The 15,322-nt window shown below is 61.4% G+C and carries 14 protein-coding genes and 1 tRNA gene; 9 read left to right on the forward strand and 6 right to left on the reverse strand.

Going from position 1 to position 15,322, the window contains the following annotated elements; genetic code table 11:
• Nucleotides 1-31: 31 nt before the first annotated feature.
• Both AR689_RS08655 and AR689_RS08660 read left to right on the forward strand, forming a co-directional pair.
• Nucleotides 32-967 (forward strand): tyrosine recombinase XerC, encoded by a 936-nt coding sequence (locus AR689_RS08655; protein ID WP_062069113.1) that lies wholly within the window; start codon nt 32-34, stop codon nt 965-967.
• 273 nt (nt 968-1,240) lie between these two features.
• Nucleotides 1,241-1,744, forward strand: coding sequence for a DUF3145 domain-containing protein (locus AR689_RS08660; protein WP_018776197.1), 504 nt, complete (start codon nt 1,241-1,243; stop codon nt 1,742-1,744).
• Nucleotides 1,745-1,879: 135 nt separating this feature from the next.
• On the opposite strand, the gene AR689_RS08665 is transcribed toward AR689_RS08660, so the two are convergent.
• The 6 genes from AR689_RS08665 to aceE form a co-directional block, all read right to left on the reverse strand.
• Nucleotides 1,880-3,115: a beta-ketoacyl-[acyl-carrier-protein] synthase family protein gene (locus AR689_RS08665; RefSeq protein ID WP_062069116.1), complete on the reverse strand. Its 1,236-nt coding sequence runs from the start codon at nt 3,113-3,115 to the stop codon at nt 1,880-1,882.
• A 133-nt stretch (nt 3,116-3,248) separates the two neighbouring features.
• Nucleotides 3,249-3,494, reverse strand: coding sequence for an acyl carrier protein (locus AR689_RS08670; protein WP_011692310.1), 246 nt, complete (start codon nt 3,492-3,494; stop codon nt 3,249-3,251).
• Nucleotides 3,495-3,610: 116 nt separating this feature from the next.
• On the reverse strand, nt 3,611-4,672 hold the full coding sequence (locus AR689_RS08675) for a beta-ketoacyl-ACP synthase III (RefSeq protein ID WP_024817140.1): 1,062 nt from the start codon (nt 4,670-4,672) through the stop codon (nt 3,611-3,613).
• Entirely contained in the window at nt 4,669-5,598 is a 930-nt protein-coding gene (locus AR689_RS08680; protein ID WP_197412849.1) for an ACP S-malonyltransferase, read from the reverse strand. Before AR689_RS08680 ends, AR689_RS08675 begins: the two co-directional genes overlap by 4 nt.
• An 88-nt stretch (nt 5,599-5,686) precedes the next feature.
• A complete protein-coding gene (locus AR689_RS08685; protein ID WP_024817138.1) occupies nt 5,687-6,931 on the reverse strand; it encodes a PucR family transcriptional regulator in 1,245 nt (414 codons plus the stop codon).
• Between the two features lie 194 nt (nt 6,932-7,125).
• On the reverse strand, nt 7,126-9,930 hold the full coding sequence (aceE, locus tag AR689_RS08690) for a pyruvate dehydrogenase (acetyl-transferring), homodimeric type (RefSeq protein WP_197412844.1): 2,805 nt from the start codon (nt 9,928-9,930) through the stop codon (nt 7,126-7,128).
• Between the two features lie 380 nt (nt 9,931-10,310).
• Between aceE and AR689_RS08695 the strand changes: the two genes are divergently transcribed.
• The 7 genes from AR689_RS08695 to AR689_RS08725 all read left to right on the forward strand — a co-directional run bounded on the left by AR689_RS08695 (nt 10,311) and on the right by AR689_RS08725 (nt 15,261).
• A complete protein-coding gene (locus AR689_RS08695) occupies nt 10,311-10,730 on the forward strand; it encodes a DUF3052 domain-containing protein (RefSeq protein ID WP_026005795.1) in 420 nt (139 codons plus the stop codon).
• Nucleotides 10,727-11,224: a peroxiredoxin gene (locus AR689_RS08700; protein ID WP_062069130.1), complete on the forward strand. Its 498-nt coding sequence runs from the start codon at nt 10,727-10,729 to the stop codon at nt 11,222-11,224. Before AR689_RS08695 ends, AR689_RS08700 begins: the two co-directional genes overlap by 4 nt.
• A 2-nt stretch (nt 11,225-11,226) precedes the next feature.
• Nucleotides 11,227-12,183 carry an NAD-dependent protein deacetylase gene (locus AR689_RS08705; protein ID WP_062069133.1) on the forward strand — a complete coding sequence of 319 codons (957 nt, stop codon included), beginning with the start codon at nt 11,227-11,229 and terminating at the stop codon, nt 12,181-12,183.
• A 66-nt stretch (nt 12,184-12,249) separates the two neighbouring features.
• A tRNA-Val gene (locus AR689_RS08710) sits at nt 12,250-12,325 on the forward strand.
• Nucleotides 12,326-12,454: 129 nt separating this feature from the next.
• A complete protein-coding gene (locus tag AR689_RS08715) occupies nt 12,455-12,745 on the forward strand; it encodes a hypothetical protein (protein WP_062069657.1) in 291 nt (96 codons plus the stop codon).
• A 221-nt stretch (nt 12,746-12,966) separates the two neighbouring features.
• Nucleotides 12,967-13,761 (forward strand): IclR family transcriptional regulator, encoded by a 795-nt coding sequence (locus AR689_RS08720; RefSeq protein ID WP_062069136.1) that lies wholly within the window; start codon nt 12,967-12,969, stop codon nt 13,759-13,761.
• Between the two features lie 141 nt (nt 13,762-13,902).
• A complete protein-coding gene (locus AR689_RS08725; RefSeq protein WP_062069139.1) occupies nt 13,903-15,261 on the forward strand; it encodes an MFS transporter in 1,359 nt (452 codons plus the stop codon).
• Nucleotides 15,262-15,322: the final 61 nt, after the last annotated feature.

The following is a 15,322-nucleotide window of genomic DNA, read 5'->3' on the forward strand; positions in this document are numbered from 1 at the left end:
ATACTCCTTGTTTGCGACGAGGGCTGGCACAGTGGGGAGGGTGAACGGTCAATCATTGCCAGCACCCCTTCAGAATGCAGTCGACGGCTTTCGGCGCTACTTGGAGGGCGAACGTGCCAGATCGGTGCACACCGTTCGTGCCTACCTTGCCGATGTTGAGAGTCTCCTCGGTTTTGCCGCATTGGAAGGCGTTCAGGAACCCGGTGACCTGGAGCTGGGCACCTTGCGGCGCTGGCTTGGGGCGCAAAGCGAGTCGGGTATGGCGCGGGCCACGCTGGCGCGCCGGGCTGCAACGGCAAGGTCCTTCACGGGATGGGCGCTCCGGGAAGAACTCATCGGGACGGACCCCGCAGTCCGTTTGCGGGCACCCAAGCGGGACAAGTCCCTGCCGGGGGTCCTTCAGCAGCAGCAGGTCTCCCGAATGGTGGATGATCTGAACAATGCGGCAGCTGACGGTGGTCCCATGGCCTTGCGCAACCGGGCAATGGTGGAGCTTTTGTATGCAACCGGAGTCCGCGTCGGTGAACTGGCGGGGCTGGACATCGATGACCTCGACCCGGATCGACGCACACTCCGCGTGTTGGGTAAGGGCAACAAGGAGCGCACTGTTCCATTCGGTGTTCCGGCAGCTGTGGCCGTGGATGACTGGCTCAGGCGGGGCAGGCCGGCAGTGGTGACAGCCACGAGCGGGCCGGCCTTGTTCCTGGGAGTCCGCGGCAACCGGGTTGATCCGCGTCAGGTCCGGGCTGTGGTCAGCGAACTCTTGCAAGCGTTGGGTGACACATCTGCCACAGGGCCGCACGCGCTCAGGCACAGCGCGGCCACCCACCTGCTGGATGGGGGAGCGGATTTACGCGCTGTACAGGAAATACTCGGTCACAGCAGCCTGGCAACCACGCAGATATACACCCACGTCTCGGTGGACCGCCTCCGCAAGAGCTACCAGCAAGCGCACCCAAGGGCTTGAGCGTACCCGGCACATGCCGTACTGGCGGAAACGGGCAGGGTACGGCAAAATGAAAGCACCACGGGGGAAACCTTCAATTCACGGTTGAGGGTTAGAACTGTGTCAGTATCGGTCGTAAGGCCCTCAGAACTACGTAGTATCCACAAAACGCAGTAGTGTTCACACAACTAAATAGCCTGTCAGGGTCGATTGAGTTCCACGGTATCCGGCAGCAGAAGCACCATCCAGGCAGAGGTCGTTGGGGAAGACGTACCTACAGCTATGGAGGATGGAATGTCTGTTGCAACAACCCGCGGTGTCTTGTTCGTGCACTCGGCCCCTACGGCACTTTGCCCGCACGTCGAGTGGGCTATCGGATCGGTCGTGGATAAGCGAACCGATCTTGAGTGGACCCCTCAACCTGCCGCGCCGGGAATGTTCCGGGCGGAGTTGTCGTGGACCGGCGCTCCCGGCACGGGGGCCCAATTGGCGTCCGCTCTCAGGGGCTGGGCTCATCTGCGCTACGAAGTGACCGAAGAACCCAGCCAAGGGGTGGATGGTGCGCGGTGGTCCCACACCCCCGAGTTGGGCATTTTCCACGCCGTCACTGATGTGCACGGCAACATCATGGTCACCGAGGATCGCATCCGCTACGCCTACGAGTCCGGTGCGGGAGACCCCTCAGCTGTTTACCATGAGCTTTCATTGGCGTTGGGTGAAGCGTGGGATGAGGAACTGGAGCCCTTCCGCCACGCAGCTGAAGGTGCTCCTGTGCGCTGGTTGCACCAAGTTGGTTAGCGCCGCCGTCAGCAGTATTGCTCGTCAGTACTGACTCAGCGTCTCCCCATAGCAAAGAGAAGGGCCCCACCTGCTGGTGGGGCCCTTCTCATGTCTGAACTCGTGTGCCTCCATGGTTGGCGGCAGGAGTCCGGCTCAGACGTTACGGACTGCGATGACAGCGTTGTGGCCGCCAAAGCCGAACGAGTTGCTCAGTGCCACGATGTCTCCCGCGGGAAGATCGCGAACGGAGGTCACCACGTCGAGGGGGATCTCCGGATCCTGGTTCTCGAGGTTGATGGTGACCGGCGCTTTGCGTTCGTAGACGGCCAGCACGGTCAGTACAGCCTCAACAGCCCCTGAAGCGCCCAGGAGGTGGCCCATCTGCGACTTCGTGGCGGATACCGCCACGTTGTCCACGTGGGTCCCCAGGGCGGCGCGCAGGGCCGTGTACTCGGGCTTGTCTCCAACAGGGGTCGAGGTTGCGTGCGCATTGACGTGCACCACGTCCTCCGCCTGGATCCGGCCATCGAACATTGCCGCCTTGAGGGCGCGGGTGGCTCCAAGGCCCTCGGGGTCCGGTGCTGTGATGTGGTAAGCGTCAGCAGTCACGGATGTTCCGGCGAGTTCGGCGTAAATGCGCGCGCCTCGTGCGATCGCGTGTTCCTCGGCCTCGAGGACCAGGGCGCCGGCGCCTTCGCCCATGACAAAGCCGTCACGGTCGATGTCGTACGGGCGGGAGGCCCGCTCCGGCTCGTCGTTTCGACGGGACAACGCCTGCATGGAGGAGAACGCGGCCAAGGGCATCGGGTGGATGGCGGCTTCAGCACCACCGCACACCACAACGTCTGCCTTGCCGGAGCGGATCAGGTCCAAGCCCAAGTGCAGGGCTTCGGTGCCGGACGCGCACGCCGAAACTGGCGTGTGTGCCCCTGCACGGGCACCGAGGTCGAGGCTGACCGCCGCTGCCACACCGTTGGGCATGAGCATGGGAACGGTCATGGGCAGGACCCTGCGGGGACCCTTGTCCCTGAGCGTGTCCCACGCATCAAGGAGCGTCCAGACGCCACCGATGCCGGTGGCAAACGCTACGGCGAGCCGGTCATGGTCAATCTCTTCAATCCCCGAGTCAGACCAGGCCTCGCGGGCTGCGATGACACCAAACTGCGTGGACGGGTCCATGCGCTTCGCCTCAACGCGGCTCAGGACCTCAAGTGCCGGCGTCGAGGCCCGGGCAGCAAAGTGGACGGGGAGGTCGTACTTGGCCACCCACTCGTCGCCGAGCGTGCGGGCGCCGGAGACCCCTTTCAGCGCGTTCTGCCACATTGTGGGTACGTCGCCGCCGATGGGAGTGGTGGCCCCCAGACCGGTTATGACTACTTTGCGTGCCATGCGATCACTCTCTGTCGGATAGCCGTCCCGCATACGCGGTTCACGTGGGGGAGGCAAGAAAATCTACGGGTGTTACTGCGGCTGTGCCGGGCGCAAGGATAAGAATCCCGGCCCGGCACAGCTGGTGTCAGGACTAAGCCTGTGCGTTGGCGATGAAGCTAACGGCGTCGCCGACGGTCTTGAGGTTCTTGACCTCTTCGTCCGGGATGCGAACGCCGAACTTCTCTTCAGCGTTGACGACGATGGTCATCATGGAGATGGAGTCAATGTCCAGGTCCTCGGTGAAGGACTTGTCCAGCTCCACAGCTTCGGTGGCGAGGCCGGTCTCTTCGTTGACGATTTCAGCCAGGCCGGCCAGGATCTCTTCGTTGCTAGCCATTGTTGGCTCCTTTTCTTGTTGGACCGGCTACTGCCGGAAAGGGGGCAAACCGCGGGTTGCGGCTTGGGTTTGTAAGTCGTATTCAGTTGGTTGTTGGTAGCCGGGAGGGGTCCGGACTACGGCAGAACCACTACCTGGGCGCCGAAGACCAGTCCGGCGCCGAACCCGATCTGCAGAGCCAGGCCGCCGCTGAGCTCAGGGTTCTCCTGAAGCAAGCGGTGTGTTGCCAACGGGATGGATGCCGCGGACGTGTTTCCTGCCTGAGCAATGTCGCGGCCGATGACAACAGATTCGGGAAGCTTGAGCTTCTTGACCATCTCGTCGATGATGCGCATGTTTGCCTGGTGGGGAACGAAGGCAGCGAGGTCGCTGGCTTCGATGCCCGCGGCATCCAGGGCCTGCTGGGCTACCTTGGCCATTTCCCAGACGGCCCAACGGAACACTGTCTGACCGTCCTGCCGAAGCGTGGGCCAAACATCCTGGGTTGCCGAAAGAATGGCGGGATCGTCGATTTCGTCGGAGTGCCGCGCGGATTCGCCCAGCTTCTTGACGTCCTCGAGGGAGTGGGTCATGCCGATTGCGTCCCACTTGCTGCCATCCGAGCCCCACACTGAGGGGCCGATGCCGGGAGTGTCGGACGGGCCAACCACAACGGCACCTGCGCCGTCGCCGAGAAGGAATGAGATGGTGCGCTCGTGGTTGTCGATGACGTCGGAGAGCTTCTCCGCACCGACGACCAGAACGTACTGGGCTGCACCTGAACGGACCAGGGCGTCAGCCTGTGCCACTCCGTAGCAGTACCCTGCACAGGCGGCCGAGATGTCGAAGGCGGGTGCCGGCGTCGCGCCCAGGCGGTCGGTGAGCGCAGCAGCAGCCGACGGCGTCGCGTACGGGTGCGTCACGGTGGACACGATCACGGCGCCCAGTTGGGAGGCCTCGATCCCGGCTTGCTTGAGGGCTTCGCGCGCAGCGCCTTCTGCCATGTCGATGACGCTGACGTCAGCAGCAGCGCGGTGGCGGGTGATGATCCCGGTGCGCTGGCGGATCCATTCGTCCGAGGAGTCGATCCACTGGCAGACGTCGTCGTTGGTGACAATGACGTCCGGGCGGTAGGCACCGATGCCCAGGATGCGGGCATTCTCGTTGACAACAGCCTTGTTCAACACGGGAGTGCTCATGCCTGTCCCTCCAGTTCTGCGAAGAGCGCGAGTGCCGCGGACAGGTCATCCGGGGTTTTGACGGCAACAGTCTTGACGCCTGGCATGCCGCGTTTTGCGAGCCCTGCGAGTGTGCCGGCGGGTGCCAGTTCAATGACGCCGGTGACGCCGCGCTCAACCAGCGTTTCCATGCACAGATCCCAACGCACGGGCCGTGAGACCTGCGCGATCAGGCTTTCCACCGCTGCAGTACCTGCGGACACTTCCTTGCCGTCGAAGTTGGACAACAGCGGAACAGCCGGGTTCTGCGGTGACAAGGTCGGCTTGAGGGCTTCGAGGGCGCTGACTGCTGGTGCCATGTGCGAAGTGTGGAAGGCGCCGGCGACCTTCAGGGGGATGACGCGTGCCTTAGCCGGTGGGTTGTCCGCCAAAGCCTTGAGCTGTTCGAACGTTCCCGCGGCTACTGTTTGTCCGGCCCCGTTGACGTTGGCCGGCGTGGCGCCCGCGGCCTCAATGGCTGCCAGGACCTCGGCGGGGTCTCCGCCCACAACCGCGCTCATGCCCGTGGGCGTCACGGCAGCTGCTGCGGCCATGCTGTTGGCGCGCTCCCTAACGAAGGTCATTGCCTCGGGCTCGGTGAGGACACCGGCGAGGGCGGAAGCCGTGATTTCGCCAACGGAATGCCCGGCGAGGATGACGGGAAGGGTGCTGAGTTCCACATCGAACAACGACTTGGCAGCAACCAAGCCGGCAGCGACAATCAGGGGCTGCGCCACGGCAGTGTCCTTGATGGTCTCTTCATCCGAAGTGGTTCCGTGGGCCTTGAGGTCAATGCCTGCGATTTCGCTTAGTGCGGCCAATTGGCCTTCGACGGAGGGGAGTTCAAGCCAAGGGGCCAAAAATCCGGGGGTCTGGGAGCCCTGTCCAGGGCAGACGATTGCAAGCACGTATCCAGCTTTCCAAATTGCCACGTGATCCACTGGTGTTTTGGTACACCAAGCTCACTGGGTCAGTTTGTAGGAAGTCTACAACGGTTCAGTTCTGCGAACGTGACGTGTGACGTTCGGGAGCGGCTTTCGGTTGGGCTGAAAGGCGGCCTACCACCAACGCCGTTTGCAGCACAAACGCTTCCCGAGGGAGCAGCGGATCCCATCCTGTCACGTCGCAGACACGCTTCAAACGGTAGCGCACCGTGTTGGCATGGACGAACAATTCGCGCGCCGTAGCCTCCAGCGAGTGGCCGAGCTCCAAGTATGTCCCCAGGGTCTCAACGAGCCCATTCGAGGCCGCCAGCAGGGGCCTGTAAATGTTCTTGATCAGTGATCTGCGGGCCGCGTCGTCACCGGAAACAACACGCTCCGGGAGCAGGTCGTCGGCAGCTACGGGTCGGGGTGCGGAGGGCCATGCCCGGGCTGCTGTGAGCCCGGCGAACGCAGCCTGCGCGGAACTGCTCGCCTCCAACAACGAGCTTGCTTCCGGGCCGTACACCACGGCGCCCGGGGCAAAGAGTTCACTGAGCTTGACGTAGGCGGTGTCGCGGTCATTGACGCCACCGAGGATCAAAATAAGGCGATCGCCTTGAATGCCCACCAGGGCGTCCTCCGCAAAACGTCCGGCGGTTCGGCGCAGTTCGCTGACGTAACTGGCGCTCGGTTCCGACGGCGAATTGCCCACCATTACGGTGAATCGCTCCTGTGCTTTCCAACCGAGGGCTGCGATCCTGGAGCGCAAAGCATCTGTGTTTTCACCGCGCAGAATCGCGTCAACAATCAACGCCTCGAGGCGTGTGTCCCAGGAACCGCGGGATTCCGCAGCCCGTGCATAGACATCGGCGGCCGCGAAGGCCACTTCCCGCGAGTAACGCAGCACTGCTTCACGGAGCGAGGGCTGGTCCGATTCCGGCGCAATGACGGGAACCTGGTCCTCGACGACTTCAACCACTATCCGGATCAGTTGAAGGGCCTTCTGCAGGCTGATGGAGCGGGTCAGCTCCGTAGGGGCGTTGCCGAAGACGTCGGTAAGAATCCATGAGGGCGAACTGGGCCGCTCATACCATGTCACAAAGGCGGCTATGCCGTTTTGGGCCACCAGGCCCAAGGCCGAACGTTCATCGGAGCTCAGGCGGCCGTACCACGGCAGTGATTTCTCCAATTGCCGCATGGTGCTGGTGGACAATTGGCCCACGTTGGCGCGGAGTTGGCGCAGGGTTTCGGCCTTTTCCGGTGACAATGCCTGGGGCGCTGCCTTGCGCTTGGTGGTGGTTTTGCTCGGCTCTGCCATGGAACGAGCATACGGCCCATCCCGGACAAGCTCCATTTGTGAGAAGGCTACAACTCGTGTTGTTGCTGGTCACGCCTTGGCAGGGATACCCGAACCGGGTTAAAGCCCGACGGCGGCCCTCACCTTGTGGTGAAAGCCGCCGTCGCGGTTAGTGCTCGCGTTGCTGTTGTTTGCTGGAGTTATCCGACAAACAGTTAGGCGTCGCCGCCTGCGCCGCCGGTGGTGCCGGCGTTCACGTCCAAGAGCCTGTACTTTTCGATCGCCTTTTCCAGCGCACCTGCTTCAACTTCTCCCTTGGCGGCGAGGAGTTGGAGGGTTTTGGCGACGATGGAGTGGGTGTCGTTTTTGAAGTAGCGGCGTGCGGCTTGGCGGGTGTCGGAGAAGCCGAAGCCGTCTGCTCCGAGGGAGGCGAAGTCGTTGGGGATGAATTGGCGGATTTGGTCGGGGACGGCTTTCATGTAGTCGGACACGGCGATGACTGGTCCGGTGGTGTTGGCGAGTTGTTCGGTGATGAATGGGGTGCGGGCGGGTTGGCCGGGATTGAGGAAGGCGTGTTCTTCGGCGGCGAGTCCGTCGCGGCGGAGTTCGTTCCAGGAGGTCACGGAGAAGACATCGGCGGCGACTCCCCAGTCTTCGGCCAGGATTCGGGCGGCTTCGAGGGCCCAGGGCACGGACACGCCGGAGGCGAGGATGTTCGCGGTGGGCCGGTTTCCGTTCCCAGTGGTGCTTGCGGGGGCGTCTGCGAGTTTGTAGATGCCTTTGAGGAGTCCGTTGATGTCGAGGTTTTCCGGTTCCGCGGGTTGGGTGATGGGTTCGTTGTAGACGGTGAGGTAGTACATGACATTTTTGTCATTACCGGTGCTGGTGCCCTCAGTGTCGGGTCCGTACATTTGTTCGAGGCCGTGGCGGATGATGTGGCCGATTTCGTAGCCGTAGGCGGGGTCGTAGGTGCGTACGGCGGGGTTGGTGGAGGCCAGGATGGGGGAGTGCCCGTCGGCGTGTTGGAGTCCTTCGCCGGTGAGGGTGGTCCGTCCTGCGGTGGCGCCGATGATGAAGCCGCGGGTCATTTGGTCCGCTGCTGCCCAGAACGAGTCTCCGGTGCGTTGGAAGCCGAACATGGAGTAGAACACGTAGATCGGGACCAGGGGTTCGCCGTGGGTGGCGTAGGCGGTTCCGGCGGCGGTGAATGCTGCGACGGCGCCGGCTTCGTTGATGCCGGGGTGGATCAGTTGCCCGGCGGGTGATTCTTTGTAGGCCAGGACGAGGTCGCGGTCCACGGAGAGGTAGTTCTGGCCTTTGGGGTTGTAGATTTTCGCGGTCGGGAAGAACGCGTCCATCCCGAAGGTCCGGGATTCGTCCGGGACGACGGGCACGAACCGGGCACCGAAGTTTTTGTCCCGCATCAGGTCCTTGAGGAGCCTCACGAAGGCCATGGTGGTGGCGGCTTGTTGTTTCCCGGATCCTCGTTTGGCGACCTCGTAGGATTTCGCCTCGGGCAGGGTCACGGGGGTGTGTTTGCGGCGGCGTTCGGGGACGAACCCGCCAAGTTCTGCCCGGCGTTCCATGAGGTATTTGATTTCGGGGGCGTCCATGCCGGGGTGGTAGTACGGGGGACGGTAGAGGTCAGCGTCGAGTTGGTCATCGCTGATGGGGATCCGGAGGTGGTCACGGAAGGCTTTGAGGTCTTCCATGGTGAGCTTCTTCATTTGGTGGGTCGCGTTGCGGCCCTCGAAGTGGGGTCCGAGTCCGTAGCCCTTGACGGTCTTGGCCAGGATCACGGTGGGTTTGCCCTTGAATTCGGTCGCTGCCTTGTACGCGGCGTAGACCTTGCGGTAGTCGTGACCGCCGCGTTTGAGGCCCCAGATCTGCTCGTCGTCCAGGTCCGCGACCATGTCTTTGGTCTGCGGGGATTTACCGAAGAAGTGTTCCCGGACGAACCCGCCGGACTCGGCTTTGTAGGTTTGGTAGTCACCATCGGGGGTTTCGTTCATGATTTTCACCAACGCCCCGTCGTGGTCTGCTTCCAGGAGGGAATCCCATTCCCTGCCCCAGACGACCTTGATCACGTTCCAGCCCGCACCGCGGAAGAACGCCTCCAACTCCTGCATGATCTTGCCGTTACCGCGGACCGGTCCGTCCAGGCGCTGGAGGTTGCAGTTGATCACGAAGTTCAGGTTGTCCAGGTTCTCGTTCGCGGCGAGCTGGAGCAGGCCACGGGACTCGGGCTCGTCCATTTCCCCGTCCCCGAGGAACGCCCAGACCTGCTGATCGGAGGTGTCCTTGATGCCACGGTTTTGCAGGTACCGGTTGGACTGGGCCTGGTAGATCGCGTTCATCGGGCCGATACCCATCGACACGGTGGGGAATTCCCAGAAATCAGGCATCAGGCGCGGGTGCGGGTACGAGGACAGGGCGTGGCCTTCTTTGGACTTTTCCTGACGGAACCCGTCCAAATCCTCCTCCGTCAGGCGGCCTTCCATGAACGCCCTGGCATACATGCCCGGCGAGGCGTGGCCCTGGAAGAACACCTGATCCCCACCACTGGGGTGGTCCTTGCCGCGGAAGAAGTGATTGAAACCCACCTCATACAACGTCGCAGCACCGGCATAAGTGGAAATATGCCCACCCACACCAATATCGGCCCGCTGCGCACGATGGACCATCACCGCAGCGTTCCACCGCATATACGCCCGGTACCGGCGCTCGAACTCCTCGTTCCCCGGGAACTGCGCTTCCTGGTCCACCGGGATCGTGTTCACATAATCAGTGGTCGTCACCATCGGCACACCCACCGACCTGGCACCAGCACGCTGCAACAACGAACGCATAATGTACTGGGCACGCTCGGTACCCTGCTCCGCGATCAACGCATCAAGGGACTCAATCCACTCCGCGGTCTCTTCCGGATCACGATCAGGCAGCTGGGCAGTCAACCCGCTGAGGATGTGTGAGGTCTCTTCTCCTGCAGCCACGTCCAACCTTCCTTTAGGCGCATGCATCGGCGCCTCAAGTCCGGCAGGGTATCTGCCCGTCGTGAACGCGTCGTGTGCGACAACTATGTTTCAACAGCCCGGTCGGATGCGCCGGGCAGGTCTTGTGAGCGCTTGGCTGCCTGTGGAACTTCTCGGGGCGATCGCCCTGCAGCCGTAGCGCTCATGGCCACTCTAGCTTTCGCGGCGTCACGATGCGTAGCCGCAGGCCCTCGCGGGCGTTGTATGTCACACTCCCGCCGCCTCCGTGACGCAAAGCACGCAATCCCCGTGGCCTCGAAACACCTTATGGAATGCGGAATATGGCCGCTGGCTGGGACAATGGCTTGAAGCACACGCCCAAAGGGTGTTGGCTGTTAGTAATGGAAGTCACTGCAAAAGGAGGAAACGTGAGCGAGGCCGACGCCGCCACATCGGTAAATGTGGCGGAAAGAATGGGTTTCAAAGATGGGGATCTGATTCAGGAACGCGGCTACGACGACGACGTCGATTTCGACTTGCGTGACGACATCGAGGATGTCACAGGCTCCGAGTTGTTGGATGAAGATGATCATGACGTCGTGGATGCTGTTGTTTTTTGGTGGCGGGACGGCGACGGTGACCTTGTTGATGCCCTCATGGATTCGCTTACCAACCTGAAGGAAGGCGGAGTTGTTTGGGTGCTGACGCCAAAGTCGGGACGTGACAACTACGTATCTCCAGCAGACATCCAGGATGCCGCGCCCACCTCGGGGCTGCACCTGACTACCTCGGCAGGTGTTTCAAAGGACTGGAGCGCCACGCGTTTGGTGCCCAAGAAGAACAAGTGACCGAAGTCCAGCAGGCACCTGCCCCCGTGCATGTTCCCCAAGTGGGGCAGCTCGCACCGGATTTTGAACTGCTGAATCAGTACGGCGAGCCTGTTCGCTTGACCGATTTCCGGGGCCGCAACGTTGTTGTCGTGTTCTTTCCCTTTGCCTTCTCCGGCATCTGTACTGGAGAGCTCTGTGAGATTCGCGACAACATCGCTGCCTTCGAGGATTCGGATGCCACAGTTTTGGCCATATCCGTAGACAGTAAGTTCGCCCAGCGGGCCTACGCAGAGCATGAGCATTTCGGCTTTGACCTGCTGGCAGATTTTTGGCCACACGGGGCGGTAGCAAGAAACTACGGTGTCTTCGACGAAGCCAGCGGCATGGCGTTGAGGGGAACCTTCATCATCGATGCCGCCGGCACTGTCCGCTACGTGGTTGTCAATCCTCGGGGTCAGGCAAGGGACCTGACTGAATACCGTCGGGCGTTGTTGTCCTTGACGGGTCAGTAGCGATGAGCCGCCATAGCCCCGGAGTGGGTATGACTGGATTCGCCAGTATGGCACCTGCGCCGGCGGCGGAGCTGAACCCCAAGGAACTCGAAGAACTCAGGGGGGCCTCGGACCTGCTGGGGGGTAAGCGCCTGGCTGTCCTCACCGGCGCCGGGTTAAGCACGGATTCGGGGATACCTGACTACCGTGGTCCTGGCTCTGCACCACGGAACCCCATGACCTTCCAAGAGTTCATTGGGAGTGAGGCAAACCGCAGGCGCTACTGGGCGAGGAACCATATTGGCTGGTCCCACCTCAGGCATGCCGATCCTAATGCAGGCCACGCCGCCGTCGCTCTTTTGGAACGTCGCGGCCTGATGACAGGACTCATTACGCAGAACGTGGACAGGCTGCATGAGGACGCGGGAAGCGTCAACGTGGTGGACCTGCACGGCCGCTACGACCAAGTGGTTTGCCTCAGCAACGGGCACACCTTCAGCAGGCATGTGATCGCGGCGATCCTTGAAGAAATTAATCCTGGCTTTGTCGAAGCCGCTGTGGAGTCCGGCGAAGTGGAGATGGCCCCGGATGCTGATGCGACAGTGGAGGACTCTGAGCTCATTACCTCCTTTGTCATGGCTGTTTGTCCTATTTGCGGTGGGACGTTGAAGCCAGACTTTGTCTATTTCGGCGAGAACGTCCCCAAGGATCGTGTGGCCCGCGCTTACGGGATGGTGGATAACGCCGATGCCCTCTTGGTGGCGGGGTCGTCGCTGACGGTTCAGAGTGGATTGCGCTTTGTGCGTCACTCCGCAAAAACAGGAAAGCCAGTGGTCATCATCAACCGCGGAACTACCCGCGGTGATGACTTTGCTGAGCTGAAACTGGAGCTGGGAGTTAGTGGAGCTTTGGACTACCTTGCACGCTCTTTGCCGGATCTTCCACGGGCTTCGGAGCCGATTGGTGTTTCCGGCGGTTGATCATGTAGAGTCATTGTTCGTTGGTTGAAGCGCTGAGGAAGTAACGAAGCGTGGAGGCCGAGGTTTGGGTCTTTAGCTCAGCTGGTAGAGCGCCACGTTTACACCGTGGATGTCATCGGTTCGATCCCGGTAGGACCCACCAAACAAAACCCCGTCATTCAAGTTGTGAGACTTGGAAGGCGGGGTTTTTTGTTTCTCTGGATTTTCTTTTGCTCCATCTTTAATGTCAGAGCAACCTTTAATGTCAGAGCACCGCCCTACGGTCTTTTCCATGGAGCAAGTAGATATCCCCACGGTTGAGCAAGGCGCCCCGGCAGTAGTAGTGAGGGGAGGCCGCGAGTGGCCCATGGTGGTGGAACCTGTCCGCTGGTTTGAGCGGGTTGCCTGGTGGGAGGAATCCCGGCGGATGCCGCGAGGGCAGGGGCGGGTGGATGTTGAAGTGTGGCAGGTTCAGGTTCGTTTGGGAAACACCCCGGGATCCGGCATCGCCACCTGGGAATTGGTGCGGGATGGTTCCGGTGGGGGCTGGTTTGTCCGGGGCGAGGAACTCGCTGCTGCGTAGCGCTGGTCCTGGAAATGGATGAGCTCTCCACCACGACTATTGGGGGATGCCGCGGTGGAGAGCTCGAAGATGAATATACAGAGAACTTTCGGGTTTGAAAAGTGTGGCCCATGGCAAGGGGGAGCGTGGCTGGCGCGGGCCCTTCTCCGACGTCCACATTCCACTATGATGAGTAGTGTTCAGCAGATTGAACACCCGAATTGCGATGTCGAAGGAGAATCATGGCCGATTCCCGCTCCTCCCGTTCCGAAGGGCTGGGCGCCTCATCGCCGGCGCCTGCCGTTACCCGTGCCGCTGCGGTGCTGGAGGCGCTTGCTGAGTCGCCCTCGGGCCGTTTGACGCTGAGCGATCTCTCGCGTGAGCTCGGCATCCCCAAGTCTTCCACCTCCAATTTGTTGTTGGCTCTCGAGGAAGCCCGTCTTATTACCAGGCAGGGGGCGGATTTTGCCTTGGGCCGGAAGCTCGTGGAGCTGGGTGCCGCTTATCTCAGCCGGCTCGACGAGGTCCAGGAGTTCTACAAGTACTGTGAGCAGGCGCCCACGCTCTCCGGGGAGACTGTAAGGATCGCGATGCTCGACGGCGATCACGTCATCTACCTGGCGAGATACGAGGGTCATCCGGCGGTCAGGTTGACGTCCAATATCGGCGACAAGATGCCCGTTTCGCTGTGCAGTGTAGGCAAGGCGCTTCTTGCTCAGCTGCACGATCACGATATCGACTCCATGTTCCCTGATGGCATGGAGCTCCCCACGATGACTGCTAACTCACTCAAGACTGCTGAGGAGCTCAAGGCAGAGATTTCCACTATTCGTCAGCAGGGGTATGCCTTCGAGGACGAAGAGTCCACGGTGGGTGTGGTGTGCCTGGCTGTCCCGGTCCCCACGCACGGAGCTCATGGACCAAGCCTCGGCCTCTCCGTGACGGCACTGAAGGCCACGTATTCAGAGGAGCAGGGCGCGCTCATGGTCAAGGAACTCAAGGAGTTGGCGCGCTCCCTGGGCAATCCCATGGGCTAGGGCTACTGGCAGGATTAATAAATCTGATTACAACCTTGGCAGCTCGTTCAACTAGCTGTACGCTGTTCATCATAGTGATCTTGGCGGTGATGCCATCACTATCTCGCTGGGCCAACGGGGGCCCGGGGTGATTTTGAGGGAGTGCTTGTGATAACTCGTGCAAATGAAAAGCTCGCAGCCGAGGCTGACGACGCTGTAGTTGAGCCGGAACAGCTCCGCAGGGCTACGCTGGCCAGCTCTGTAGGTTCCGCGCTGGAGTACTACGACTTCTATATTTACGGTCTGGCGTCTGCGCTGATCTTCGGCCCGCTGTTCTTTTCCCCACTAGGCCCCGATGGTGCCCTGATTGCTTCGTTCGCCACTTACGGCGTTGGCTTCGCTGCACGTCCGTTCGGCGGTTTGATCTTCGGCTACATCGGGGACAGGTTCGGCAGGAAGATGGTCCTGATCCTGACCATCGCCTTGATGGGGACAGCGAGCTTTGCCATTGGTCTGCTGCCCACGTTTGAACAGGCCGGAATGCTCGGGGCTGTTCTGCTGGTGACCTTGAGAATCATCCAGGGGCTGGGAGCCGGGGCGGAGCAGGCCGGCGCAACAACTCTGATTTCGGAAGTTGCTCCGCGGCGCCGTCGTGGTTTCTTCGCTTCGCTGCCGTTTGTCGGCATCCAACTGGGCACGCTCCTCGGTGCCGGAACTTTCGCGCTCATCACCATGGCGGACAAATCCGTCCTTCAGGGCTGGTTGTGGCGCGTACCTTTCCTTGCAAGCTTCATCCTGATCGCAGTGGCCATCTTTATTCGCCTCAAGCTCAAGGAGACCCCGGCCTTCCAGGAGCTGGAGAAGCACAAGAATGTGGTCAAGAACCCCATTGGTGCGCTCTGGAAGCACTCCAAAAAGAACGTGCTTATTGGCATCGGCCTCCGCATGGGCGAGAACGGCAACTCTTCGATCTACTCCGCGCTGCTGGTGTCCTTTATGAGCATGCCGGCGGGAGTCTTTGCGGGAAATAACTCCATCGGTCCGGTTGGCCTCCTGATTGCTGCCGGCTTCGCGGCTGTCATGGTGGTGACATTCGGTGCCTTGTCCGACCGCTACGGTCGTGTTCCTGTGTACCGCTATGGAGCCCTCTTCCAGGCCATCATTGCCGTTCCTGCGTTCTATCTGGTGACGCTCGGCAACGTTACCCTCGTGTGGATTGTCATGGCTGTTGGCATCGCAATCGGCGTCCAGTCGATGCTCGGCCCCCAGTGCCCGCTGCTGCCGGAACTTTTCGGATCCCAGTACCGCTTCACCGGGGTGGCGATGAGCCGGGAGATCTCGGCCGTCCTGGCCGGTGGACTCGCACCGCTGTTGGGTGCGCTCATGTTGGCCGCCACCAACCACTCGTGGCTGGTTTTGGCCATCTACTCCCTGGTCCTTGCGCTCATCTCCTTCGTGACCACGTTCTTCACTCCAGAGACGGCGGGCAGGGACCTGGTCAGCACGGAGGACGCTAAGTAGTTCCCAACGAACAATCGGGGGCAGGAATACCTGAAGACCAAGAGAACACGTGCGGCACCCT

Source organism: Arthrobacter sp. EpRS71 (genome assembly GCF_001512285.1).
In the GTDB taxonomy this organism is placed as follows: Bacteria; Actinomycetota; Actinomycetes; order Actinomycetales; family Micrococcaceae; genus Arthrobacter.

Excerpts from the sequence above, each read along its gene's own strand:
- AR689_RS08660 (WP_018776197.1), top strand. The coding sequence starts at position 1,241 with ATGTCTGTTGCAACAACCCGCGGTGTCTTGTTCGTGCACTCGGCCCCT.
- AR689_RS08665 (WP_062069116.1), bottom strand. The coding sequence starts at position 3,115 with ATGGCACGCAAAGTAGTCATAACCGGTCTGGGGGCCACCACTCCCATC.
- AR689_RS08670 (WP_011692310.1), bottom strand. The coding sequence starts at position 3,494 with ATGGCTAGCAACGAAGAGATCCTGGCCGGCCTGGCTGAAATCGTCAAC.
- AR689_RS08675 (WP_024817140.1), bottom strand. The coding sequence starts at position 4,672 with ATGAGCACTCCCGTGTTGAACAAGGCTGTTGTCAACGAGAATGCCCGC.
- AR689_RS08685 (WP_024817138.1), bottom strand. The coding sequence starts at position 6,931 with ATGGCAGAGCCGAGCAAAACCACCACCAAGCGCAAGGCAGCGCCCCAG.
- aceE (WP_197412844.1), bottom strand. The coding sequence starts at position 9,930 with ATGCATGCGCCTAAAGGAAGGTTGGACGTGGCTGCAGGAGAAGAGACC.
- AR689_RS08705 (WP_062069133.1), top strand. The coding sequence starts at position 11,227 with ATGAGCCGCCATAGCCCCGGAGTGGGTATGACTGGATTCGCCAGTATG.
- AR689_RS08715 (WP_062069657.1), top strand. The coding sequence starts at position 12,455 with ATGGAGCAAGTAGATATCCCCACGGTTGAGCAAGGCGCCCCGGCAGTA.
- AR689_RS08720 (WP_062069136.1), top strand. The coding sequence starts at position 12,967 with ATGGCCGATTCCCGCTCCTCCCGTTCCGAAGGGCTGGGCGCCTCATCG.